Below are 24,603 nucleotides of genomic sequence, written 5' to 3'. Positions count from 1 at the left end.
CTTCAATGATTGAGCTTCAGCGATAAAAGTGTCTGAAATCAACGAATCACGCCAAGTAGCAGCTATCTTTTTTATACTTCACTCACCGCGGGCATCACGTGCCATCAAGTGCTTGACGGCCTCCGTCACCGGCAATGTGCCATCGAGCAAGGCGACCACCGTCTCCGTAATCGGCATCTCCACCCCCACTTGGCGCGCTCGCGCAAGCACGGTGCGGGCGCTGTAAACGCCTTCTGCCACATGGCCTAGTGATGCCACGGCCTGCTCCAGCGTCTTGCCCTGCGCCAGCAGCAAACCCACTTTGCGGTTGCGGGACAAATCGCCCGTTGCAGTCAGCACCAAATCACCCAGACCGGACAAGCCCATAAAGGTCTCAGCCTGCGCACCCAGCGCCACGCCCAAGCGCGTCATCTCCGCCAAGCCACGTGTTACCAGCGCTGCGCGGGCGTTCAGGCCCAGCTCCAGCCCGTCGCACAAGCCGGTGGCAATAGCCAGCACATTCTTGACCGCGCCGCCCACTTCCACGCCCACGATGTCGCTATTGGCATAAACGCGCATGGCGTCACCGTGAAAGGCTGCGACCAGCAACTCGCTCACACCCTCGTGCGCACTGGCCGCAACCAATGCTGTGGGCTGCTGGCGCGCCACCTCGGCAGCAAAGCTGGGGCCGCTCAATGCGCCGCTTTTGAGCTGCGGCGCGACCTGCTGGCAAACCTCGTGCGCCATCAAGCCATAGCCTGCGCCAGAGCCAGAGCCATCAGCCGCCACGGCCTCAAAGCCTTTGCACAACCAGACCACCGGTGCGCTGCAGTCTTTGAGCAAACCCAGCCACTGGCGCAGTGCGGCCATGGGTGTGCCCAAAACGATCAAGTCAGCTGCCGCGGCATGCGCCATCACATCACCGCTGACCACCGCCAGAGGCTCCGGAAAGCGGATACCGGGCAAATAGCGGCTGTTTGCCCGCTCGGCCTGCATCAGCTGGGCCTGCGCCGCATCACGCGCCCAGAGGCTGACTGAGCGCTGGTCTGAATGGGTTGCCGCGCTGACGGCCATGGCCGTACCCCAAGCGCCAGCTCCGATGACAAGAATATTCATAGCTTTGGAATTCATAGCAAATAACGCAGGCCAGATATGCGAAAAAGGCCGCAAGGGCCTCTTTTTGGGTGCCTTGATCTGATTGTCCCACAGGGCCCTTCAGATCAAAAAAGCGCTGCTTACTGGGGCAGTTGGCCTTCAGTTTGAGCGGCTGCAGCGGCTTGTTGCTGCTCGTACATGGCTTGAAAGTTGATTTCAGCCAGGTGCACGGGAGGAAAGCCTGCACGAGTCACGATGTCAGCCACGTTACCGCGCAGGTAGGGGTAAATGATCTGCGGGCAAGCAATACCGATGACGCCACCCATTTGGTCTTCGGGCACGTTGCGAATTTCGAAGATACCGGCTTGCTTGGCTTCGACCAAGAACACAGTCTTATCCTGAATCTTGGTTTGCACAGTCGCGGTCACAGCCACTTCGTACACGCCTTCAGCCACGGGAGTGGCTTCCACGCCCAGTTGAATGTCAACGCTAGGCTGCTCTTGCTCCAACAAGATGGCGGGAGAGTTAGGCTGCTCCAAGGACAGATCCTTCAGGTAGACGCGCTGGATCTGGAACACGGGGCTGTTGTCTTGTTCGGCCATGATGAACTTGGTCTTTCAGAAAAATTCTTGCGAGAAAAATGCAAATGCCTGCAGTGAGTGTTAGCACCGGGCTAGTCTCATAGCAGGCATTTCCATGAAATAGCGATTTGCATTATGCAGCGACTGCTCGCAAGCCTATGGTCAGCACAGGCCCAAAGCGAAAAATCATGCCACTTGCTCGCATTTTTACAGGGTAAGTGATTAGCTTTGCAGCAGGGGCAGCAACTCGCCCTTGGCATCCAAAGCCATCAAATCGTCGCAGCCACCCACATGGGTTTCGCCAATAAAGATCTGGGGCACGGAGCGGCGGCCCGTGATTTCCATCATGTGCTTGCGCGCTTCGTTGTCGAAATCAATGCGAATTTCTTCAATGTTCTCAACACCCTTGGCGTGCAGAACTTGCTTGGCACGTACGCAATAAGGGCAGACGGCGGTGGTGTACATCTTCACGGCTTGCATGGGGCAACTTCCTTATATGACTGGCGGCACGCTTTTGCTGCGCCGCATTGAAGAACTCTTAGCTAGGGCTGAATCAGGCTTTTTCAACAGGCAAGCCTGCATCGCGCCAGGCTTTCATGCCGCCGGCCAGGGCTTGAGCCTTTTCATAGCCCAGCTTCTTGGCAATGCCTTCAGCGCGCACTGCGCGAGCGCCCGAAGCACAAACCAGCACCAAGGGCAATTGCTTGTTCTTGACGGTCGCAGCCAGCTTTTCTTCCAACTGGTTCAAAGGCAGATTTTTGGCAGCATTGATTCGGCCAGCCGCAAACTCTTCGGCCTCGCGCACATCAATCACCACGGCTTTTTCACGGTTGATCAGATGCACGGCAGCAGCAGCCGACAAAGAACCGCCAGCAGCACCGCGCAGAGCGGGCAAGAGCAGCATCACACCCGAAGCCACAGCAATCAGGATCAAATACCAGTTATCGATGATGAATTTCACGTCATTCCTTGGGATGGCAAACCCGCTGATTTTAGAGGCAGGCCCGCCGCTTAGCCCGCGCAGTCCTGCACAGACCCGCGCCTGACAAGTCCATACCCCCTATTGACAAGGCCATCCTTGAAAGTGCGCACCCTCATCAATTCCTGAAAAGTCTCACTGGAATAGGCTTTAGCCCTGCTATTGGCCTGAAGTGACTGTCCTTCTATCGCGCTTGGACAAAGTCCTAGCCTCTAGAATGTTGGGTTTTGACTTTGTGTCATTACTGCTTTGCTACCTTGAGAGAATCCATGTACAAGCTCGTTCTGATCCGCCACGGTGAATCCACCTGGAACCTTGAAAACCGCTTCACCGGCTGGACCGATGTGGATCTGACTGCCACCGGCGTCGAACAGGCCAAACAGGCCGGCCAACTGCTCAAGGCAGAAGGCTTTGACTTCGATGTGGCCTACACCAGCATGCTCAAGCGTGCCATTCGCACCCTCTGGCATGTGCAAGATGAAATGGACCGCACTTGGCTGCCCGTGGTGCACGACTGGCGCCTGAACGAACGCCATTACGGCGGTCTGCAAGGCCTGAACAAGGCGGACACGGCCAAGAAGTACGGTGAGGACCAAGTACTGGTCTGGCGCCGCAGCTACGATGTGCCGCCTCCTGCACTGGAAGCTACTGATGAGCGTAGCGAGCGCGGCGACTTGCGCTACGCCAAGCTGCAGCCCGAGCAAATTCCGCTGACAGAGTGCCTGCAAGACACTGTTGCCCGCGTCGTACCTTTCTGGAACGACTCTATTGCCCCCGCCATTTTGGCCGGCAAGCGCATCGTTATCACCGCACATGGCAACTCCATCCGCGCGCTGATTAAGTATCTGGACAATATCGCTGACGACAAAATTGTCGGTGTCAACGTCCCCAACGGCATCCCGTTGGTTTATGAACTGGATGCCGATCTCAAGCCAATCCGCCACTACTACCTGGGCGATGCCGAAGCGGCAGCCAAGGCAGCCGCTGCGGTCGCCTCTCAGGGCAAGGCCTGAGACTACTTGCACCGCTCATGATTCAAGCTGCTGTGGCTGCATGAACATGGACTGACACAGCACAAGGCCTATGGAACTACATAGGCCTTGTGTCGTCCAAGGTGTATATTGCGAACGGATAAAGGGGTGCTATGGGTCAAAAAATCAAAATTGCAGGCTGGATCTCTGTAGGCGTTCTCGCAGGTGCGTTGACGACCGTATCCCTGCAGACGCTAGCTCGCGGCGGTGTAACACCTCTGCCACTTGAAGAAATCCAGCAGCTGTCAGCCGTTTTTGGTCTGATCAAAACCGATTATGTAGAGCCGGTCAGCGACAAAAAGCTGATTACCGATGCCATCTCTGGCATGGTCTCCAGCTTGGACCCCCACTCTCAGTACTTCGACAAGAAGACGTACAAAGAATTCAAGGAAGGCACTTCCGGCAAGTTCGTTGGCGTAGGCATTGAGATCACCATGGAAGATGGCCTGATCAAGATCGTCTCCCCCATCGAAGGCTCGCCGGCCTTCCGCGCTGGTCTCAAAACTGGCGACCTCATCACCAAGATCGATGACACTGCCGTCAAGGGCCTGACGCTCAATGACGCCGTCAAACGCATGCGCGGCGAGCCCAATACCAAGGTGCGTCTGAACATCATGCGCAAGGACGAAAGCCGCAGCTTCCCCGTCACGATCACGCGTGAAGAAATCAAAACTCAGTCCGTAAAGGGCAAGGTTGTCGAGCCCGGCTACGCATGGATTCGCTTGAGCCAGTTCCAAGAACGCACGGTCGATGACTTTGTCCGCAAGGTCGAAGAAGTCTACAAACAAGAGCCCAACCTCAAGGGTCTGGTGCTTGACCTACGCAACGACCCAGGTGGCCTGCTCGATGCAGCGGTGGCTATCTCTGCCGCCTTCTTGCCACCCGATGTGCCTGTGGTCTCAACCAACGGTCAATTGGCTGAAAGCAAAGCTGTCTATAAGGCATCGCCAGAGTTCTACGCTCAACGTGGCTTTGGCGACCCACTGCAGCGATTGCCTGCAGCTCTGAAGAAGCTGCCACTAGTTGTGTTGGTGAATGAAGGTTCTGCCTCCGCCAGCGAAATCGTTGCAGGTGCTTTGCAAGATCACAAGCGCGCTACCGTGATGGGTAGCCAGTCTTTCGGCAAGGGCTCCGTCCAGACGGTTCGCCCCCTGGGCCCAGAAACTGCACTCAAACTGACCACGGCGCGTTACTACACACCTAGCGGCAAGTCTATTCAGGCCAAGGGCATCGTCCCCGACCTGATGGTGGACGAAACCGCCGAGGGCAATCTCTTTGCCGCTCTGGGCATGCGTGAAGCCGATCTGGAAAAGCACCTCTCCAGCGGTCAAGGCGCTGAAGTCAAAAACGACGCACTGGAAAAAGCGCGTGAAGAAGCCCGCAAGCGTTTGGAAGAAGAAGCTAAAAAGCCTGTGTCTGAACGCCGCTTGCCAGAGTTTGGCTCTGACAAAGACTTCCAGCTGCAGCAAGCGCTGAACAAGCTCAAAGGCCAGACCGTTCAAGTCAGCAAAACACTGACAGAGCGCAAAGTGGAAGACAAGTCTGACGATGCAGCCGATGCGGATAAAAAGCCTGCAGTCAAGAAGTCGCCTGAAAAGAGCGAATCTGACAAGAGCAAAAAATAAGCTCGGGTTACCAACCCTACTCACAATCAGCCGGGCTTGCCCGGTTTTTTCTTTGGATCATGGAAACAAGCCGATGAACGACGATCAATTGCTGCGCTACTCCCGCCACATCATGCTCGACGAAATCGGTATTGAAGGCCAAGAGCGCATTTTGGCTGCGCATGTGGTGATCATTGGTGCCGGTGGCCTCGGCTCCCCTGCTGCGCTGTACCTCGGCTCTGCCGGGGTAGGCCGCATGACTATCGTTGACAACGACACCGTAGACGTGACAAATTTACAGCGCCAGATTGCCCACACAACTGATCGCGTTGGTATGCCTAAAGTCGAATCCATTCGCACGGCAATCCACGCCATCAATCCCGAAGTCGACATTCGCTGCATTCAGGAGCGAGCAACTGACGCCTTGCTCAATGAATTGCTGCCTACAGCAACTGTCGTTCTGGACTGCACGGATAACTACAAAACACGTCAAACCATCAATGCAGCCTGCGTGCGCCACCGTATTCCCTTGATTGAAGGCGCAGCCATTCGGGTGGACGGGCAACTCATGGTCATTGACCCACGCAATCCTGACAGCCCTTGTTACGCCTGCGTCTTTCCACCAGAGGCTGAATTTGAAGAAATCCAGTGCTCGACCATGGGGGTTTTTGCCCCCCTTGTTGGCCTAATAGGTACCCAACAAGCAGCAGAAGCTTTAAAACTGATTGTCGGTTTTGGCCAATCTTCTGTCGGACGACTTCAGATGCTTGACGCTCGCACTTTGGAGTGGAGTACGATGAAAATCACAAGGGTTAAAACCTGTGACGTGTGCAGACACTGACACTGTTTTTACTTAAATTAACATTACAATGAAATTGCTTAAATCGTAATTTATTTCACCATACAAGACCTGAGCAGCAGTGATGTGACCTCGGGTTTAGCCCAAAAAAAATCCACCACTGTGAAACTGCGCACCTTTTTCGTTGAGGACAACCCTACGATTCGCGAGAACCTGATTGCGACGTTGGCGGAGCTTGCAGATGTCGAAGCTGTTGGTATCGCCGAGACTGAATCGGACGCATCGCAATGGCTTAACAGCAACCCAGATGCATGGGATCTCGTCATCGTGGATTTGTTCTTGCGCGAAGGCAGTGGTCTTGGCATCGTCAGCGACTTCAAACATCGCACGGCATCACAAAAAATGCTGGTGCTTAGCAACTATGCAACTATGCAACTGCAGATGTCCGAGAGCGATGCCTTGCTCTAAACGCTGATGCAGTGTTTGATAAATCGAATGAAATCGATGCTCTCATCGATTTCTGTATTGATCTCAACACAGCTAAAGCTTAAGCAAACCGAATTCTTAATTCTAAAAAAGAGGCTTGGAAAATCCAAGCCTCTTTTTCATTAATCGATCAAACGATTTTTTAATGCGTAATACGTCAAATCGCTATTAGAAGAGAGACCCATTTTCTCCATTAATCTTGTTCTATAGGTACTTACCGTCTTGACACTCAATGAAAGTGACTTGGCAATATCGCCTGCAGTCTCTCCGCGGGCTAGTTTCAAAAACACCTGAAACTCTCGTTCAGACAGCTGTTCATGCGCAGGAACATCATCCTTGCGGTTGAGTTGCTGCGCCAAAAGGTCTGCCACTGCAGGCGTCAAATAACGTCGACCCAAAGCAACCGTACGAATCGCTTCAGCAATATCTTGAGGGTCACACTCTTTGTTCAGGTATCCACTAGCGCCTTGACGAATCAAGTTGATCGCATAGTGCTCCTCAGGGTAGCCACTGAGGATCAAGATCCCCATATCAGGAGCTTTCGCCCGAAGCATTGCTAATGCATCAATGCCACTTTGCCCTGGCATGGACAAGTCCATCAAAAGCACATCAATTTCTTGCTCTCGCACCAAATCAATGGCCTCTCGTCCATTGCCGGCCTCTCCAACGACCCTCAGGTCTACATGCTCAGACAGAAATTGGCGCAATCCAGAGCGAACAATCGCATGATCATCAACTATGCCTACTTTTATCATGAAAGCCTCTTTTTTATGAAGTTGCGCCTAGCCTCAAGCGCATGAAACATTCAAGACCGCACTATGATGTCAGTCATTGACGATAGGATTATGCAGAATATCAGGTAATTGCCTTGTAGGTGAGAGGATGTAGATGCGCAGGACCCATATCCGCAAAATTGCAGTCAGCCTGACGATAGCGATCATTGCGGCCGTCTTAATGGTCAGTATTAATGAAGCTGGCTATAAAAAGTCTTTGCAAGCCCTAGATACGCTGACTAAAACACAAAGCACGAGATCCAAGCTTAATTTGTTAATGCAACAAATACTGGATGCAGAAACCGGCTTACGTGGCTACCTTCTTACAGGGGAAGAACGCTATCTGCAGCCATACAACTCAGCCAACGTAGGTATTGGTGCCAGCATGGATGAGCTGCGACGCACTTTCCTCATGGACCCCAAGGAGCTGGCGACCTTCACGCCACTGGCTAGGCAAGTGGAGCGTAAAACCAGCGAGATGGAGTTGAGCTTGCGCCTATATCGCCAAGGCAACCATGAGGCTTGGCGTTTTGTGATGTTTACCGATGTTGGTATAGAAAACATGGAGGCGATCCGCACTCACGTCACAACTTTGCGCAGCAACATTGACCAGAACGCCAAAGCCAACCTCGCTGATATCGAAGAAACACTCAGCCTATCGCGTATCGGAATTGCTACGGTCACAGCACTAGGCATTCTTGGCTTCTTCATGTATTTGCGCCAAGCCAATGCCCTGCAGCACTCTCATCAGCGCGAGCAAGAAATTCAACTTGAAGAACGCAATCGACTTGAAGAAGTGGTCAACGAACGTACAGCAACGCTCGCCGAACTTGCCACCCACTTGCAGCAAGTACGCGAAGATGAACGGGCTCACTTAGCGCGAGAGCTGCATGATGAACTGGGCTCTCTTCTAACCGCAGCTAAGCTGGATGTGGCAAGGCTGAAGTCCAAGATTGACCTGTCAGCGCCTGAAGTTTCGGAGCGCGTTGTTCATCTTGTCGAAACACTCAACAGCGGAATTGCACTCAAACGCCGAATTATTGAGGATCTGCGCCCCTCCTCTCTGTCCAATCTAGGCCTAACCACCTCGTTGGAAATCTTGACCCGTGAGTTCGGTGAGCGCAGCAACATTGATGTGGAATGCAGCTTAGAGTCAGTTGATTTGTCAGAGTCCACCCAATTGACGGTTTACCGTATCGTTCAAGAATCACTGACCAATATTGGCAAATATGCAAAAGCCAGCCATGTCATGGTCAGCGTTCACAACTACCCCACCTATGTAGCTGTGCAGATTCAGGATGATGGTCAAGGGTTTGAGCTAGCCAGCATGCGCCCTAACTCTCACGGGCTAACAGGCATGAAACACAGAGTAGAAGCCGTAGGCGGGCGCCTCACTGTGGCTTCACAACCCACTAAGGGAACGACTATTTCTGCGGTCATTCCACTTGCAGCGTCCAATGCATAAAACGAAGCGCACTGCAGAAGCTTGTCCTACGCTCCTCTAAGGCAGCCATACGCTCGTTAAAGGCTCTTGCCTGTCAGAACCCTTTGCACAGCGCCTCTACAGTAAGTACATGGCTTTGGGCAACTGCCTCTAAGCCTGCACTTGCTAGGAGAAAACCATGCTGCACTACGCTATTGTCTTCATCGTTATTGCCTTAATTGCCGCTGTCTTCGGCTTTGGAGGCATCGCAGCCAGCGCTGTGGGTATCGCCAAAATACTGTTCTTCGTTTTCCTCGCGATGGCCGTCATAACCTTCTTGGTTGGACTCATGAAAAAATAAGCTGCGCTGGTCCAATGTGTAGAACTTTGTTTTTATGCATTGCGCAATCCATGACTATTGGCCATCATCTCTCTAAGCTTCACGCTTCAGAAGTAGCAATGTTCATAAGTCATATGAGCGCACGCCTTCGTAATAATGCTTAAATTTTTGGGAGTTTAAAACTATGAACCAAGCTGCAAAAGACGTTAAAGACACGGTGGAAGACCTGAAAAATACGGCCAAAGATATGGCAGGCGATGCAAAAACTGTCGTGAATGATGCAGTGAGCTCCGCAAAGAGCACCGCGCACAAGGTTGCCGATGCGACCGAGGAGATGGCTGATGACATTGCTGATAAAGCCAAAGACACAATGCGCAGCGCTAGGCGCACGGCTTCTGAAGCCATCGATTCCACAGGCCGCCACCTTCGCACTGCGGATGATGAAGTTAACCCGCTGATCGACAAGCTGGCCGACCGTGCGCAGGACTTGGCTGAGCGCAGCATCAACTTCTGGGCTGATAACTCTCACCGCGCCCGACGCCAAATTCATACGGCAACAGACGCAACGACCAAGTATGTGAGCGAGCAGCCCGGCAAGTCTGTGTTGATTGCTGCAGCCACTGGTGCAGCGCTGGCTGCAGCCTTCTTTTTAGGCCGCTCGCGCAAGTAATAAGTTTTCTACGCGTCTTCAGCAACTGCCGTTAGCCAATTTTCTGGCGGCATTTTTAACATCTAAGGAGAAACCTATGAAAAACATGACTCGTGCTTTGGCTTTCAGCCTCGTTGCCGTGACTGCCGTTCTGGGCACTACTGCTTGCTCGGTTGCTCGCGACCAGCAATCTGTTGGATCTTATGTTGATGATGCTGGTATCACGACAGCTGTGAAGGCAAAGATGGCTGAAGATAAGAGCGTGTCAGCAACGTCTATCAGCGTGGAGACACTGAAAGGTGTTGTGCAACTGTCTGGTTTTGCCAAGTCTGATGCTGAAAAAGCACGTGCTGCTGAAATTGCACGCTCGACCAAGAATGTGCGTGAAGTGCGTAACAGCATTGTCGTTAAGCCTTAAGCTCATAAGCTCCTGCAGAAAGTGCGGCCTACGCGTCGGCTTTCTCTCAAACAAAAGCCAGCTTGAAGCTGGCTTTTGTTTTTTTCCCCACATCACGATGTGACACATCGCAGTTAAAGTGAGTTCATGCAAGTTTTTAACTGCGAGGTCTGCGGCCACCTCATCTACTTTGACAGTCTGCAATGTGTTTATTGCGGCGCAAATCAGGCGTTTTTGCCCGATCAGCAAAGGGTAGGTGTTCTCCCGCCCGCTAATGAAAAAGCCCCCCGTTACCGCCCTTGTGCGCACCGGTACAACATCAGTTTGTGCAATTTTGCGATTGAGGTTTCTGATCCGAACACGCTGTGCGTCTCCTGCCGTCAAACGGCATGGCTGCCCGACTCCAGCAATCCGGACAATGAGTTGCGCTGGGCCAAGATTGAAGTCGCCAAACGCCGCCTGTTCTACACCTTAGCCAAGCTAGGCTTGATTGACACGCATGAGCACCGCTTGCCAGAGCCTCGTTTTGCATTACTGGCTGATATTCCAGGCTCAGACCTCATCATGACAGGTCACGCCAACGGCATGATTACCCTGAATGTTGTCGAAGCCGATGATGACGAACGCGCCAGAAGGCGCTTGGCCCTGCGCGAGCCCTTGCGCACCCTCATCGGCCATTTACGCCATGAATCTGGACATTTTTATTGGGATCAATTGATAGCAAACAGCGCTTGGCTGGAGCGTTTCAGAGCGCTATTTGGTGATGAAAGGCAGGACTATGCGCAGGCACTGCAGTACCACTACAACAAAGACCCGCTGGACACCAGCTGGGGCTTCAGCAGTATTAGTGCCTATGCCACGGCTCACCCGTGGGAGGATTGGGCCGAAACTTGGGCACATTACCTGCACATGGTGGACTTGATGGAGACGGCGGCCAGCTACAACACTTGTATTACCGTGCCCGCCATTCCTAGCCCTGGCCAACAAATGATAGGCAACCCGCTAGGCCCTATGCCAGTGAAATTTTCCGTAATGCAGGCGCAGTGGGTGCCGCTTACGTTGCTGCATAACAGCCTCAACCGCAGTTTGGGGCTTGAAGATGCCTACCCATTTTCAATTTCAGCCATGGCGTGGAGCAAGCTACGCTTTGTGCATGACTTGATCACTGACTACAGCCAGAAGTCAGGCGTGCTTGTACCTTAATTTTTGAGCCCTAGACGCTACGGCCAACCTTGGCCATCAGCTTGTCATGCACGCCCTTGGAGACAAACTTGTCCACTTGACCGTCCAAAGTGGCAATTTCGCGCACAAAGGTGGAGCTGATGAACTGGTAGCGGTCGCTGGGGGTGAGGAACACGGTTTCCACCTCAGGCATCAGTGTGCGGTTCATGCCGGCGAGCTGAAATTCATAGTCAAAGTCCGTCACAGCACGCAGGCCACGTACCATGGCTTTGGCACCGCGCGCCAACACAAAGTGCGCCAGCAGGCCGTCAAAGCTTTCTACCTCAACTTGCGGATACTTTGAGCAAGCCTCGCGCACCATGGCAATGCGCTCATCCAGCGTAAATAGCGTCTTTTTGTGATGACCGGCAGCCACTGCCACGATGACCTTGCCGAACAGCTGCGTGGCCCGGCGCACCACATCTTCATGGCCCAGCGTAATCGGGTCGAAGGTGCCGGGGTAAACGGCAATCACGTTCTGGCTCATGGTTTATCTCTCTTTTGCGGCTTTTGGTGGAATTCGAAGCTGCTGCAATGCAGCACAAAAGCATTATGCATCCAGCCTCAAAGCAAGCTGTTTTTTCATAAAAAAGAGCTGCTAGCGCTTTATTAATCAGCGCTAGCAGCTCTTATATCAATAGCAAATTAATGTTTGAATGCTTATTGCTTTTTCAACAAATGGGCGTGCACCGCGCCAGCCTTCAGATATCGGTAACGCTCAAGCCCCATCTCCAGCAAACGCTCTTCAGACCAAGCCTCTGGCGCTTCGAGGTAGATGAAGCCGCCATCATTGAGCGCAGCAGCGGCAGCCGCCACCGAAGGCTCAAACAGATCAGGGCTCTCAAATGGCGGGTCCAACAAGATCAGATCTTGCCCGGCAGCCGTCTTCAGGCAGCTAAGGCCATCGCCACGCTGCACGCGTACCATCTTGGCATCGAGCTTTTGCTGCAGGCGCTGCAACTGTTGCACCAGCGCCGGGTCTTGCTCATTCATGATGACGCTGGTGGCGCCGCGCGATGCGGCTTCAAAGCCCAAAGCGCCGGTGCCGGCAAAGGCATCCAGACATTTCCAGTTTGTCAGGTCTTGGCCCAGCCAATTGAACAAGGTCTCGCGCACGCGATCAGGCGTGGGGCGCAGACCGGGCTTTTGCGCCACAGCCAGGCGCGTGCGGCGCCACTGGCCGCCAACGATGCGAATTTCGCCCGCGCCCGTGCTTTTGCCCGTCGCTGAAGCGCCTTTGGCTGCACCGGGACGACCGGGTTTGGTCGCGGCCAGTTCTTGGGCCTTGCGTTCGGCCTCGGTAATCATCTTGTCTAGTGCCTTGCGGCCTGCGGGGGTGTGTAGTTTGATGGCGCTGCGGCTCATGGCTTAGCTCCGAGGGTAATAGTCACCATGCGATCAGGTTGCACCATGCGCTGCATGGCTTCCTTCACGTCTTTGGTGGTGAGCGCCTGAACGCGATCCGTCCAGTGCTCAAGGTAATCAAGTGGCAAGCCGTTCCAGGCAATGTTGGAGACATTGCCCAACAGCTTGCGGTTGCTGTCTATGCGCAGCGCGAAGCCGCCGACCAGATTATCCTTGGCTGCCTTCAACTCTTTGTCTGTCGGGCCTTCTGTGATGAACTTGCGCAGCACATCTTGCGAGACTTTCAGCGCCTCAGCGGCTTGATCAGGACGCGTTTTCAGGCTGATCGTGAACGCGCCGCGATCGAGACCGGGAGAGTAATCGCTGCTAACGCCATAGGTCAGGCCGCGCTTTTCACGCACTTCTTCCATCAAGCGTGAGGTAAAACCACCGCCACCCAAGATATGGTTACCCACCATCACGGCCAAAAAGTCTGGGCTGCTGCGGGCAATGCCGGGCTGGCCGATGAGCACCTGGGCCTGAGCCGACTCAAACGCAATGTTCTCCACCTTGGCCTCGGTCAAATCCGGCACCTTGGCGACTTCTGGCAAGGGCGCGCAGTCATTGCCGTTTGTGGCCTGCAACGGGCCTAGCAACTGCTTGACCATTGCATCGGCTTGCTCGCGGCTGACTGCCCCCACCACGCTCACTTTGGCGCGGCATGCCTTAATCAGCGTCGAGTGAAAGGCTTGCATGGCCGAGATATCAATCTTGGCCAAACTATCCACCGTGGTTTGATAACCATAGGGAGAGTTGCCAAACACGCCTTTGCGCAAGGCCTTGGAGGCCTGCGTGCCGGGGCGGGTATCAGATTCTTTGATGGATGCGCTCCAGCGCTCGCGGTCACGCTGCCACACGGCATCGGGCCAGCCAGGGGCAGCTATTTGGCGCGCAGCCAAAGATACCGCTTTTTGCTGCAAATCAGGCACCGTCAAGGTACGCAGTCCAAAGGTAAAGCTGTCGCGACCTGCATTCGCGCCAAAGCTCGCCCCCAGATCGGCCCAAGCCTGACCCAGTGCATTCTCATCCAGCGCAGGCGCATCGCCCGCGGCCTTGATGCCCTTGGAGGTCATCATGGCCACGGCGGCAGCAAGTCCGGCTTGACCTTCAGGATTGCGGCGGCTGCCGGCGTCAAAGTCCATTTGCACATCCACCATAGGGATGCCGGGGCTTTGCACCAGCCACACCTGCGCGCCGCTGGGCTGTGTCCAGTGTTCAATAGGCAGCAGCGCCCAAGCCGATTGGGTTAAAAAACCCATTCCAGCGCTTACAACAAAAGCACTAGCAGCTATCTTTTTCATAGTTTTCATGTGTTTCTCCGCTGTGCTTAGTGCAATGAAGTGCCTGCATCAGCCTTGCCCGACATAGGGCGCTGGGGCTTACCGCCAGCCGGTAGAGGCTGGGGATTCAAGGTACCGATGGTGAGCTGATCGTCGCCAAAGTATTTGGCTGCTACGGCTTTGACCTCATCCGAAGTCACATTTTGCAACTGCGCCAGCAGCTTGTCCTCAGCATCCAGAGGCATGCCCTGAATCCAATAGCTGCCCAAGCTTTGCGCCTGACCCATGACGGAGTCACGCCCATACACGTTAGAGGCCATCCACTGAATCTTGACGCGCTTGAGCTCGTCTTCTTGAATGCCTTCGTCAGCCACTTTCTTGATCTGGGCGCGCAAGGCGGCTTCCACATCGGCCACGGTCTTGCCCTTGGCGGGCACGCCAGTCAGCATGAACAGGCTGGGGCCGCGGCCCATGATGCTGGCCGAGCTACCAGCGCTATCAGCCACACGGCCATTGGCCTGACCTTCGCCCTGCACCAAGGCCCGCTCTAAACGGGCACCGTCATAACCATCGAGCACGGCAGACAACACCAGCAGCGCCAGCGCTTCTTTATCCTCGGCCTGCATTTTTTCCACATTCTTCAAGCTGGGAGCGCGGTAAGCCATGGCGATATAGGCTTGCTCTGCGGGCTGCTTGACCTCAATGCGGCGCACGCCGATCTGTGCGGGCTCGGTTTGCGGCTTGCGCTCGGGCACGGCGCGGGTCGGGGTGCTGCCGTAATATTTCTCAGCCCAAGCGCGCACCTGATTGACATTCACATCGCCCACGATGACTACGGCGGCATTGGCCGGCACATACCAGCGCTTGTAAAACGCTCGCGCATCATCAGCCGTCATGGAGTGCAGATCGCTCATCCAGCCCACCACAGGGCGGCGGTTAGGAGACGCCATAAAAGTCGCCGCCATCAACTGCTCCATCAGCATGGCACGGGGCTGGTCATCAGTGCGCATGCGGCGCTCTTCCTTGATGACCTCAATTTCTTTCTTAAACTCTGAATCTGCCCACTGGTTGTTGGCAAAGCGGTCGGACTCCAGCTTCATCACATCTTCAAGGCGGTTTGCAGGGATTTGCTGGTAGTAGCCCGTGTAATCACGCGAAGTAAAAGCGTTTTCCTGACCGCCCAGAGCCGCCACGCGGCGGGAAAAGTCACCCGGCTTGACGGTTTTGGAGCCCTTGAACATCATGTGCTCCAGCGCATGGGCCACACCAGTGGTGCCATCGACCTCATCGACAGAACCCACGCGCACCCAAACCATATGCACCGCAGTGGGGGCGCGTCGGTCTGGCTGCACAATCAGCTGCATGCCATTTTTCAACGTAAATTGCTGCACCAGCGGCGCAGCTTCTGCCGCCGCCGCAGGCACGGGTTTTAACGAAGCGCCCGGTGCAGCCAAGACTGCCCCAGCGCTTAAACAGGCCATTAAGCCCAATGCAGGGAGTGCGAGTACATGTTTCATAGAATGATGTGATTCTAAAAACCAGCCAATGTTCAGTTTTTTCAAGAAAAAGCCCAGCCCGCCCAATGCGGTGGAGCCCACGCCAGCTGCCTCGGCAGCTGCTGCGCCCGCTCCTGTTATCGAGTCCAAGCCCATCCCACAGGATACGCCTGCGGCACCCACCGAGAGCCCAAGCAGCTCATGGTGGCGCAAGCCCTTTGGCGGCGGAGCCGACAAACAATCCGAAGCAGCGCCAGCCACTGCAGATTTTGTAGCAGCCCCCGAGCCTACAGCAAAGCCGCAGGCGGAAAATTCTCGCCAAAGCTGGACTGAGCGCTTAAAGGCCGGCCTGCGCAAGACCGGCTCTAGCATCGCCACCGTCTTTACCGGCACGCAAATCAACGATGCTCTTTATGAAGAGCTTGAAGACGCGCTGCTGATGGCGGATACCGGCGTCAAAGCCACCCAGCACCTGCTGGATGACTTAAAGCGCCGCGTTAAAGAGACTAAGACCACCGAGCCTGCCGCCGTCAAAGCGCTGCTGGCCGATGCCCTGACCGATTTGCTCAAGCCGCTGGAAAAGCAATTGAGTATTGGCGAGCACCAGCCCACCGTGGTGATGGTCGCTGGCGTTAACGGCGCAGGCAAGACCACGTCGATTGGCAAGCTGACCAAGCACTTGGCAGACAGCGACCAGACCGTGCTGCTGGCCGCCGCCGACACCTTCCGCGCAGCAGCGCGTGAGCAGTTAGGCGTTTGGGCCAACCGCAACACCGTAGAAATCATCAGCCAAGAAGGCGGCGACCCCGCTGCTGTGAGCTTTGATGCAGTTTCTGCCGGCAAGGCACGCAAAAAAGATGTGGTGCTGGTTGATACCGCCGGTCGCCTGCCGACCCAGCTGCACTTGATGGAAGAGCTGAAAAAAATCAAGCGCGTCGTCAACAAGGCCGACGGCACGGCCCCGCATGAGGTGCTGCTGGTCATTGACGGCAACACGGGCCAGAACGCTTTGGCCCAAGTGCGCGCCTTTGATGATGCGCTGCAGCTGACCGGCTTGATCGTGACCAAGCTAGACGGCACCGCCAAGGGCGGCGTACTGGCCGCGATTGCGCAGGAGCGCCCTATTCCCGTCTACTTCATCGGTGTGGGTGAGAAGATTGAAGACTTGGAGACATTCAGCGCCCGCGAGTTCTCGCAGGCTCTGCTGTCCTGAAGTATTCATCCTAGGCCACATCAAATTTGATAGCTACTAGTCCATACTGGATATGGACTTAAAGCCAATTTATCTATTAACCCATCAAAAAAGGAGCGCACAAGGCGCTCCTTTTTCATTCAGCCGGCATTCAGTCAATGCATTCAGCCCTTTACCTGCAGCTTGAGCCATTGGCCGTAATCGCTTAAACAAAGCTCGGTACGCATGGTGATTTGCGGCACCTTGTAGCTGTGTTTGTCCCGCATCAGCTGCGTCAGGCGAGGCAAGACCTCGGGCAGGGTCTTGCAGAGCAAGCGCCACTCTGGTGATGACTGCAGAACGCCGTCCCATTCGTAATACGAGGTAATGCGCTCTGTCTGCACACAAGCTGCCGCCTTCGCTGCGACCAATGCACGCGCCATGTCTTCGGCCTCTGCTGCATCACCCATCGTGGTGGAGACCACGCAGAGCGTGACCCATTGGCTAGAGGTGTGGCTGTCGGAGTGACTGCCTAGTAAAGATGCCGTCGGGCTAGTTAAGGTGCTCATTCATTCAGTCTAGTCCGCAACCCAATCCATTTTTTTACCCATGAAAAAAGCCGGCAGCACTCAAGGCCACCGGCTTTCATAGTCCGCAGGCTTTTAGCTGACTTGACGAATCGGCAGCGCCCTCAAGCGCTTGCCCGTGGCCGCAAAAATAGCGTTGGCCAATGCAGGGGCCACAGCCGGCAGCGGCGGCTCACCCACACCGCCAATCGGCACATCAATGCCGCCACCCACCAAATGCGTGCGAATGGTCTGCGGCTGATCGGCATAGCGCAGCACTTCAAAGTCGTGGAAGTTGCTTTGCTGCACGCGCCCCTTGGCAAAGGTAATTTCGCTGCTCATGGCCAGACTCATCCCCATGATGACGCCGCCTTCGAGCTGTGAGCGAATACGCTCGGGGTTGATCTGCGGGCCGCAGTCCAGCGCCGTATCCACAGCAATGACTTTCACATGGCCTTTGTCATCCACCGCTGCTTCAACCACCACGGCCGAGTAGCTCATAAAGCTATAGCAAAAAGCCAGCCCCAGTCCATGACCTTTGGGCAATTTTCTGCCCCAGCGCGCGCCGCGTGTCGCGGCTTCAATCACGTCACGCAAACGCCCAGTGTCATAGGGGTACAGCGTGGGCGATTCGGTGTAGTTCCAGCCATCGCCCAAATCCTTTTCGGGGTTGAGCTTGCGCGGCGGGCCAATCAGCTCCAGCGCATATTGCTTGTGGTCTTTGCCTGCGCGGTGGGCTAGCTCGGCAATAAAGCTTTGCGCCGCAAACGCATGGGGAATGTTGTAGACCGCGCGGAACCAGCCGATACGGGTATGGGCCTGCACCTCGCCAGTCTCAATGCGCACATTCGGAATGTCATAGGGCATATTGATCGCCCCCATCCCCATCTCCATGCTGCTTTGTCCCTTGGCACCTTCTTGAAACAGCGAGGCAATCGTGGGCGCTGCCGATCGATGCAGCCAAGTCTGGGGCAAACCATTCGTGCCCAACGTAGCCTCCAAATGGTCTGCAGCTACAGCGTGATAGAAGTCGTGCTGAATGTCATCATCACGCGTCCAAACCACTTTGACGGGGGTGCCCGGCATGGTTTGGGCAATCAGCGCAGCCTCCACCGCAAAATCTGGTTTGGACTTGCGGCCAAAAGCGCCGCCCAGCAGCAGCACATTGATGGTGACTTGCTCAGCTTTCAAACCCAGCGCGGCGGCAACCAGCCCCCGCGCCGCTTCTGGCGCTTGCACCGAAGTCCAAACTTCGCAACGGCTTTTGTCGGCCGCCAGCAGCACCGTCGCCGTAGGCGGCTCCATAGATGCGTGAGCCAAGTGCGGTACGTAGTAATCAGCCTTCACCAGCGCTTTATCGCCCGCCTTTTTTACCGCTGAGTCCAAATCGCCGTTGCTGCGCAACACCTTGCCCGGGCTGTTGGCCGCTTTCTCCAACTCTTTGCGGTATTCAACCGAGTCATAGCTGGCGTGAGCGCCCTCATCCCACTCGATCGCCAGCGCCTCGCGCCCCTTCATGGCGGCCCAGGTATTGCGCGCCACCACGGCCACACCACCTAAAGGCTGGAATGCAGGAGCACCCTTGTAGGCCGGAATTTCCACCAGCGACTTCACGCCGGGCACGGCCAGTGCCTTGTCTTTTTGATAGCTGCGCAGCTTGGCGCCCAGCACCGCAGGGCGGGCCACCACGGCAAACACCATGCCCGGCAGATGCTTGTCTTGCCCATAGACGGCCTTGCCCTGACCTATGTTGGCCAAATCCACCACCCCCAGCTTGCCCTTGCCGATGTAGCGAAACTGCGCAGGCGTTTTGAGTCGCAGCGCATCGCCCTTGGGCACAGGCTGCTTGGCAGCATCCGCCGCCAGCTCGCCATAGCCAAGGCGCTTGCCTGTGGCGGTGTGAATTACCTCATGCTGTACCGCCTTGACTTGATCCACCGGCACGCCCCAGCGCGCAGCCGCAGCAGCTTCTAGCATTTGGCGCGCAGCCGCACCTACGCGGCGCATGGGCGCAAAGAAGTGGCGCACGCTGCGCGAGCCATCTACGTTTTGGTTGCCGTATTTGGCTTCATTGCCCGGCGCTTGAATCACGCTGACCTTGTCCCAGCGCGCTTCTAGCTCATCGGCCACCACCATGGGCAAGCTGGTGCGCACGCCAGTGCCCATCTCAGCGCGGTGCGCAACAATGGTCACCGTGCCATCAGCCGCAATGCTGACAAAGACCAGCGGGTCATCCACCGTGCCGCCGGGCATGGAGTCTGCGCCGTATTTTTTAGCCTCAGCCTTGGCCTCTTGCGCAAGCACCACGCCCTGTGCAGTTACCGCCAAACTAAAAACTAAACCGGCGCTGCCTTGCAACAAGGCGCGGCGTGAAACTTCAGGCAATGTTGAGATTTCTTGCATTACTTGGCTCCCTGCAGGCGCTGCGCTGCCAGCTTGATCGCTGCACGAATGCGCGGGTACGTGCCGCAGCGGCAAATGTTGCCGCTCATCGCTTCATCAATCTGTTTATCCGTGGGCTTGCCATTGGTCTTGAGCAAGCCTACCGCCGTCATGATCTGGCCGCCTTGGCAGTAGCCGCACTGCGCCACGCCCAGCTCCACCCAAGCCGCCTGCACCACCTTGCCCACGCGGTCAGACTCCATACTTTCGATGGTAGAAATCTTCTTGCCCTCAAGCGCCGAGATGGGGGTGATGCAGGAGCGAATGGGCTGCCCATCCATGTGGACTGTGCAGGCCCCGCACAAAGCCATGCCGCAACCAAACTTGGTGCCGCACATGCCCAGCTCGTCGCGCAAGACCCAGAGCAGTGGCGTCTCCTGCACCGTGTCCACCGACTTGCGCTGTCCGTTGATATCAAGAGTTGTCATCGTGGTCTCCTTGTTAGAGGCAAGCCTGACCGGTATCAAGCCCAAAAACAAGCATACAAACCGCAACTTGCCTTGGCCCCACCATGAGTTGCAGGTGCATCCGCTTGCAGGTAGCGGCAGCTCACCTCAAAAATTGAAAAATCATGCCAAAGCCTATGATAGTCATAGACATATAGCTATATTTAAAATAGCAAACACACCGCTGACGTAACCCTGCACCGCAGCCTTTTAGGCCCACATATTAGGCCCACATACCGGGCTGCTACTCAGCAGCGTAGACCCTGCTCATGGATTGCGGTCGCGGCCACGTTTGCGCGCTACCTTAATCATGTAGAAGCGCCAAAGATGGACGGAATTGGCCTCCAACCGAAGCACTCCAACCAAGCCTTGCTCGCGGGCAGCGCAATGGCCAGCGAACCACGCGCTTTCAGAGCGGATTTGTTACGTTTTGCGTAGATCACAGGCTCAAAGTGCGGCTTGTATAGCGGGTGCGGGCATCACCCCTTTTGCTTTCGGTACAGCGTTTCAAGCTCGCATTGCGCGCAGGAGCGAGCACTCACAAAGGTGATAAGGGCGCAAGGTTTTACAAGATTTATGAGTATTTCAGTAATTACTGAAAACAAATAAATCGTTATCCAACAACAACTTACAAATGATTTAAATGTAACCATTACATATCAGGATGATGATCACCCCAAGTCGGGCTGGCTAGTTCAACTCTTATAAAAGACTGGTCTGCAGGATCTGGGGTTAACACCTAGAATTCGGCCCACTTCAAACCGAATGTGACTGATATGTCTAATACGAACGTTTCCGTGTCCACAGCAATGTGGCCACGAATTTACGGCGTGATCCTGGCCTTGGTTGGCCTGGCTCTGCTGGTAGGTGGTGTTCGCCTGGCTTCGCTAGGTGGCTCCTGGTATTACTTGCTGGCAGGTGCCGCAACGCTGGTAGCCGGCGCTTTGCTGGTGCGCGCCAAAGCACAAGGTGCCTTGCTGTACTTTGTGGTGGTCATTGCCACCGTGCTGTGGTCGCTGGCTGAATCGGGCACCAATTTCTGGGCTCTGGTTCCACGTCTGGCCCCTGTGCTTGTCTTGGGCTTCGTGGCGGCTCTGGCGCTGCGTTCGCTGTGCCCCTCTGCCAAAAAACTGGCGATTCCCGCTGCTGCCGTGCAAGCTGTAGTGCTGGCTGCGGGTGCTGCGTCGATCTTCACGCCTCAGAACACCGTGGAAAACACAGCCAAGCTGGGTACGGAGTCGGTTAACCAAGTGCCTGTGGTGACCGATGCCAACAGCGTGGAAAACCGCTGGACCCAATTTGGTCGCAACGACGGTGGTGACCGCTTTGGTCCTTTCGACCAGATCAAGCCTGACAACGTCAACAAGCTGGAAGTGGCATGGACTTACCGTACGGGTGCCGATATCGGCGGCCCGAACGAAGACCAGAACACGCCTATCCAGATTGGCGACTCCCTGTATCTGTGCACTCCACAGAACAAGGTGATTGCACTGGACGCTGAAACCGGCAAGGAAAAGTGGACGTTTGATTCCAAGGGCAAGCTGAGCCCCCATTGGAACCGCTGCCGCGGCGTGGGCTACTACGAAGTGCCTGCTGAGCAAAAGTCTGCCGATGGCAAGTGCGATGCCCGCATCATCACTACCGACAAGGTCTCGCGCCTGTGGGCACTGGATGCCAAGACGGGTGAAGTCTGCCAAAACTTTGGCAACACCGGCAAGGGCTACACCGACCTGAGCGCTGGCTTGGGCGAGAACCTGCCTGACTTCTGGTACATGAACAACTCGCAGCCTATGGTGGCGGGCGACTTCATCGTGCTGGGCGGCTGGGTGTTTGACGGCATTCAGACGGACGAGCCTTCGGGCGTGATCCGCGGCTACCACGCCAAGACTGGCGAGCTGGCCTGGGCCTGGGATCTGGGTAACCCCGATATCAGCATGATGCCTCCCAAGGGCGAAACCTACTCCAAGGGCACGCCTAACTTCTGGTCGCATGCAGCCTATGACGCCAAGCTGGGTCTGGTCTACATCCCTCTGGGCAACGCCACACCTGACTTCTGGGGTGCACACCGCACGCCTGAAATGAACAAGTACGCCACATCGGTGGTGGCTCTGAACGTGAAGACCGGCAAGGAAGCCTGGCACTTCCAAGCCGTGCACATGGACACATGGGACTACGACAATGGTTCGCCCCCCATGTTTGTGGACATGCCTGACGGCAAGGGTGGCAAGACTCCTTCCGTGATCTTGGCCACTAAGACCCACCAGCTGTTTGTGCTGGACCGTGCCACCGGCAAGCCCGTGGTGCCAGTGGAAGAACGCGCCGTGCCTAACCTGCACGTGCAAGAAGGTGATGCGCCTGCTGCACCGACACAGCCTTGGTCCACCATGCCCCAGCTGGGCCAGATGGACATGAAGGAATCGGACATGTGGGGTGCCACCATGTTCGACCAGATGCTGTGCCGCATCAAGTTCAAGCAATTGAACTACGCAGGTCCTTACACCAAGCTGGAATCGCAAAAGCTGACTCTGGTCTATCCCGGCTACTACGGTGGTTTCAACTGGGGTGGCATGACGTATGACCCACGCACCAACATGCTGGTGACCAACGACATCCACATGCCTCAACTGGTGTGGCTGGAGCCTGGCGAAACTGCCAAGGCCAAGCTGGAAGAGTTCAAGAAGCAAGACGGTCCTAAGGCCGGCTGGAAGAACGCACAGCAAAACGGCGTGCCTTACGCTGCACTGCGTGCATCGTTCATGTCTGTGCTGGGCCTGCCTTGCCAGCAACCTTCGTGGGGCAATATGGTCGGTATCGACCTGAACACCCAGAAGGTGGCATGGCGCACTCCCACCGCTACGGTGGAAGACAGCGAAATGTTTGGTGTCCGCACCGGCCTGCCAGTGCCTCTGGGTCTGCCAGCACTGGGCGCACCAATCTCCACCGCTGGTGGTCTGGTGTTCCACGCTGGTACGCAGGATTACTACATCCGTGCTTACGAAAGCGCTACCGGTAAGGAAGTGTGGAAGCAGCGCATGCCTGTGGGCGCGCAAGCTGCACCTATCACCTACCTGTCGCCTGAATCAGGTCGCCAGTTTGTGGTGATCTCTGCTGGCGGTGCCCGTCAGACCAAGCACAAGGGCGATTACGTGATCGCCTATGCGTTGCCCAAGAAATAAGGCCAACACATTCCAATAAAAGGGTGGCCATTACGCCACCCTTTTTCTTGGTTACTGATGCAGGCCTTCAGCAGATCACAGAAATGAAAAGTGAATGCGGCTGCACTTCACTTCCCATCTGTAGCGCCAATAAATCGCCATATATAAGAAAAATTTCTTATATCAACACCCAATTTTTTGAATGTTCAAACGCATTCAAAACCCAGTCTCCACACATCTCTAAATCATTCACATGAAGAAAATCATTTTTCCATTGGCTATGGCCAGTGCGCTGTCATTCGCTCAAACCGCATATTCACAATCGAATGTGACGGCTTATGGCATGGTCGACTTGGGCGTGGGCCGCGCAGTGAACTCTGACAACTACGGCGTTCTGCAAGGTCTTGCCAGCCGAGTCGGCTTCAAAGGTCAAGAAGACCTGGGTGGCGGCTGGAAAGCCTCTTTTCACCTGCAACACCGCTTCAATGCAGACACAGGCGCATCCTCAAACCCTGCGAAGTACTGGCATGCTGACTCTTGGGTGGGATTAGAAAGCCGTTACGGACAAATTCGCCTGGGCCGCATGTTCACGCCTTCGTACGAGTACGCCATGCTCCCAGCAGACCCATTCATGCATTCATGGGCTAGCAGCAGCATTACAACAATGACGGGTAAGGCCACCAGCCCCTACCGCTTTGATAACGGCATTAACTACAACGTGAAAAGCGGTGGTTTCCGTTTTGGCGTGACCTTCGCACCCAGTGAAGGTGTGACAGGCACTCAAAACGCATACAGCACTGCAGCGAGCTATACCACCGGCAAACTTTACATGGCTGCCGGCCATGAAAATCAAGGCACTCAGCATGATGTATGGAACAGTCTGACTGCACGCTGGGGTGATGATTCACTGAAAGTGTTTAGCTTCTACGGATTTGGCCGCAACAAAGACAATCAAAGCATTCGCTCCTATTCCGTCGGCGCTTCAGGCAAGGTGGCCCATGGCATGCTGATGGCATCCTATTCGCGAATGAATAATCAGGATTTGGACACCACAGTTCAAGACAAATTTTCTGTGGGCTATCACTACATGCTGTCCAAGCGCACGAGAATTTATACCAACCTCGCCCATGACCGTGCTTTCAAAACCAACAAAACTGGATTTGATGTAGGTATTGCGCATTCGTTTTAATTATTAAATGAATACCCTCAAATCCGTTTATAGCCAAGCTAAAAATGGGTTTGAGGGATTAACTTTCATCGGGCGCTCTTACACAAATCCATTTTGA

At 55.2% G+C, this 24,603-nt stretch carries 24 protein-coding genes and 1 pseudogene; 13 read left to right on the top strand and 12 right to left on the bottom strand.

Annotated features, from left to right (window positions below; genetic code table 11):
* Positions 1–78 precede the first annotated feature (78 nt).
* From KUF54_RS16265 to KUF54_RS16250, 4 genes are all read right to left on the bottom strand, one after another.
* The gene (locus KUF54_RS16265) at positions 79–1,095 is read right to left on the bottom strand and encodes an NAD(P)H-dependent glycerol-3-phosphate dehydrogenase (protein WP_219346441.1); all 1,017 of its coding nucleotides are present in this window, start codon (positions 1,093–1,095) and stop codon (positions 79–81) included.
* Positions 1,096–1,214: 119 nt separating this feature from the next.
* Complete coding sequence (gene secB, locus KUF54_RS16260; RefSeq protein ID WP_219343792.1) at positions 1,215–1,676, bottom strand: protein-export chaperone SecB; 462 nt, start codon at positions 1,674–1,676, stop codon at positions 1,215–1,217.
* A 201-nt stretch (positions 1,677–1,877) separates the two neighbouring features.
* Positions 1,878–2,135 carry a glutaredoxin 3 gene (gene grxC / locus KUF54_RS16255; protein ID WP_219343791.1) on the bottom strand — a complete coding sequence of 86 codons (258 nt, stop codon included), beginning with the start codon at positions 2,133–2,135 and terminating at the stop codon, positions 1,878–1,880.
* 73 nt (positions 2,136–2,208) lie between these two features.
* The gene (locus tag KUF54_RS16250) at positions 2,209–2,616 is read right to left on the bottom strand and encodes a rhodanese-like domain-containing protein (protein WP_219343790.1); all 408 of its coding nucleotides are present in this window, start codon (positions 2,614–2,616) and stop codon (positions 2,209–2,211) included.
* A 287-nt stretch (positions 2,617–2,903) separates the two neighbouring features.
* Between KUF54_RS16250 and gpmA the strand changes: the two genes are divergently transcribed.
* The 4 genes and pseudogenes from gpmA (at position 2,904) to KUF54_RS16230 (ending at position 6,619) form a co-directional block, all read left to right on the top strand.
* Positions 2,904–3,647 carry a 2,3-diphosphoglycerate-dependent phosphoglycerate mutase gene (gene gpmA, locus KUF54_RS16245; RefSeq protein WP_219343789.1) on the top strand — a complete coding sequence of 248 codons (744 nt, stop codon included), beginning with the start codon at positions 2,904–2,906 and terminating at the stop codon, positions 3,645–3,647.
* 131 nt (positions 3,648–3,778) lie between these two features.
* On the top strand, positions 3,779–5,290 hold the full coding sequence (locus KUF54_RS16240; RefSeq protein ID WP_219343788.1) for a S41 family peptidase: 1,512 nt from the start codon (positions 3,779–3,781) through the stop codon (positions 5,288–5,290).
* A gap of 73 nt (positions 5,291–5,363) precedes the next feature.
* Positions 5,364–6,110: a HesA/MoeB/ThiF family protein gene (locus KUF54_RS16235; RefSeq protein WP_219343787.1), complete on the top strand. Its 747-nt coding sequence runs from the start codon at positions 5,364–5,366 to the stop codon at positions 6,108–6,110.
* 120 nt (positions 6,111–6,230) lie between these two features.
* Positions 6,231–6,619, top strand: a pseudogene (locus tag KUF54_RS16230) (response regulator).
* 57 nt (positions 6,620–6,676) lie between these two features.
* Here the strand turns inward: KUF54_RS16230 and KUF54_RS16225 are convergent.
* Positions 6,677–7,309: a response regulator transcription factor gene (locus KUF54_RS16225; protein ID WP_099735844.1), complete on the bottom strand. Its 633-nt coding sequence runs from the start codon at positions 7,307–7,309 to the stop codon at positions 6,677–6,679.
* Positions 7,310–7,442: 133 nt separating this feature from the next.
* Here KUF54_RS16225 and KUF54_RS16220 point away from each other — a divergent pair, with 133 nt between their 5' ends.
* The 5 genes from KUF54_RS16220 (at position 7,443) to KUF54_RS16200 (ending at position 11,339) form a co-directional block, all read left to right on the top strand.
* Entirely contained in the window at positions 7,443–8,792 is a 1,350-nt protein-coding gene (locus KUF54_RS16220) for a CHASE3 domain-containing protein (RefSeq protein WP_219343786.1), read from the top strand.
* A 157-nt stretch (positions 8,793–8,949) separates the two neighbouring features.
* Positions 8,950–9,111, top strand: coding sequence for a DUF1328 domain-containing protein (locus KUF54_RS16215; protein WP_219343785.1), 162 nt, complete (start codon positions 8,950–8,952; stop codon positions 9,109–9,111).
* Between the two features lie 163 nt (positions 9,112–9,274).
* Entirely contained in the window at positions 9,275–9,760 is a 486-nt protein-coding gene (locus KUF54_RS16210) for a hypothetical protein (RefSeq protein WP_219343784.1), read from the top strand.
* A gap of 76 nt (positions 9,761–9,836) precedes the next feature.
* A complete protein-coding gene (locus tag KUF54_RS16205) occupies positions 9,837–10,157 on the top strand; it encodes a BON domain-containing protein (RefSeq protein WP_219343783.1) in 321 nt (106 codons plus the stop codon).
* A gap of 126 nt (positions 10,158–10,283) precedes the next feature.
* Positions 10,284–11,339, top strand: coding sequence for a putative zinc-binding metallopeptidase (locus KUF54_RS16200; protein ID WP_219343782.1), 1,056 nt, complete (start codon positions 10,284–10,286; stop codon positions 11,337–11,339).
* A gap of 10 nt (positions 11,340–11,349) precedes the next feature.
* Here KUF54_RS16200 and coaD read toward each other — a convergent pair whose 3' ends face one another.
* The 4 genes from coaD to KUF54_RS16180 form a co-directional block, all read right to left on the bottom strand.
* Positions 11,350–11,844 carry a pantetheine-phosphate adenylyltransferase gene (gene coaD / locus KUF54_RS16195; RefSeq protein WP_219343781.1) on the bottom strand — a complete coding sequence of 165 codons (495 nt, stop codon included), beginning with the start codon at positions 11,842–11,844 and terminating at the stop codon, positions 11,350–11,352.
* A 173-nt stretch (positions 11,845–12,017) separates the two neighbouring features.
* A complete protein-coding gene (gene rsmD, locus KUF54_RS16190) occupies positions 12,018–12,722 on the bottom strand; it encodes a 16S rRNA (guanine(966)-N(2))-methyltransferase RsmD (RefSeq protein WP_219343780.1) in 705 nt (234 codons plus the stop codon).
* Positions 12,719–14,071 carry a pitrilysin family protein gene (locus KUF54_RS16185; protein WP_219343779.1) on the bottom strand — a complete coding sequence of 451 codons (1,353 nt, stop codon included), beginning with the start codon at positions 14,069–14,071 and terminating at the stop codon, positions 12,719–12,721. The genes rsmD and KUF54_RS16185 overlap by 4 nt, the downstream gene beginning before the upstream one ends.
* A 17-nt stretch (positions 14,072–14,088) precedes the next feature.
* Positions 14,089–15,522 carry a pitrilysin family protein gene (locus tag KUF54_RS16180; protein WP_255576461.1) on the bottom strand — a complete coding sequence of 478 codons (1,434 nt, stop codon included), beginning with the start codon at positions 15,520–15,522 and terminating at the stop codon, positions 14,089–14,091.
* 64 nt (positions 15,523–15,586) lie between these two features.
* Between KUF54_RS16180 and ftsY the strand changes: the two genes are divergently transcribed.
* Complete coding sequence (gene ftsY, locus KUF54_RS16175; RefSeq protein WP_219343777.1) at positions 15,587–16,750, top strand: signal recognition particle-docking protein FtsY; 1,164 nt, start codon at positions 15,587–15,589, stop codon at positions 16,748–16,750.
* A 143-nt stretch (positions 16,751–16,893) separates the two neighbouring features.
* On the opposite strand, the gene cutA is transcribed toward ftsY, so the two are convergent.
* The 3 genes from cutA to KUF54_RS16160 all read right to left on the bottom strand — a co-directional run bounded on the left by cutA (position 16,894) and on the right by KUF54_RS16160 (position 20,144).
* Positions 16,894–17,277 carry a divalent-cation tolerance protein CutA gene (gene cutA, locus KUF54_RS16170; protein WP_219343776.1) on the bottom strand — a complete coding sequence of 128 codons (384 nt, stop codon included), beginning with the start codon at positions 17,275–17,277 and terminating at the stop codon, positions 16,894–16,896.
* Between the two features lie 93 nt (positions 17,278–17,370).
* Positions 17,371–19,677 carry a xanthine dehydrogenase family protein molybdopterin-binding subunit gene (locus tag KUF54_RS16165; RefSeq protein ID WP_219343775.1) on the bottom strand — a complete coding sequence of 769 codons (2,307 nt, stop codon included), beginning with the start codon at positions 19,675–19,677 and terminating at the stop codon, positions 17,371–17,373.
* Positions 19,677–20,144 carry a (2Fe-2S)-binding protein gene (locus KUF54_RS16160; RefSeq protein ID WP_219343774.1) on the bottom strand — a complete coding sequence of 156 codons (468 nt, stop codon included), beginning with the start codon at positions 20,142–20,144 and terminating at the stop codon, positions 19,677–19,679. Before KUF54_RS16160 ends, KUF54_RS16165 begins: the two co-directional genes overlap by 1 nt.
* A 1-nt stretch (position 20,145) precedes the next feature.
* Here KUF54_RS16160 and KUF54_RS16155 point away from each other — a divergent pair, with 1 nt between their 5' ends.
* The 3 genes from KUF54_RS16155 to KUF54_RS16145 all read left to right on the top strand — a co-directional run bounded on the left by KUF54_RS16155 (position 20,146) and on the right by KUF54_RS16145 (position 24,506).
* The gene (locus KUF54_RS16155) at positions 20,146–20,355 is read left to right on the top strand and encodes a hypothetical protein (protein WP_219343773.1); all 210 of its coding nucleotides are present in this window, start codon (positions 20,146–20,148) and stop codon (positions 20,353–20,355) included.
* A 583-nt stretch (positions 20,356–20,938) separates the two neighbouring features.
* Positions 20,939–23,338, top strand: coding sequence for a membrane-bound PQQ-dependent dehydrogenase, glucose/quinate/shikimate family (locus KUF54_RS16150; RefSeq protein ID WP_255576170.1), 2,400 nt, complete (start codon positions 20,939–20,941; stop codon positions 23,336–23,338).
* Between the two features lie 232 nt (positions 23,339–23,570).
* Positions 23,571–24,506, top strand: coding sequence for a porin (locus KUF54_RS16145; protein WP_219343772.1), 936 nt, complete (start codon positions 23,571–23,573; stop codon positions 24,504–24,506).
* Positions 24,507–24,603 lie beyond the last annotated feature (97 nt).

Origin of the sequence: Comamonas sp. Y33R10-2 (genome assembly GCF_019355935.1) — a bacterium.
In the GTDB taxonomy this organism is placed as follows: Bacteria; Pseudomonadota; Gammaproteobacteria; order Burkholderiales; family Burkholderiaceae_C; genus Comamonas.
The sequence above is the reverse complement of the archived record's forward strand: the minus strand, read 5'-3'. Positions and strand labels throughout refer to the sequence as shown.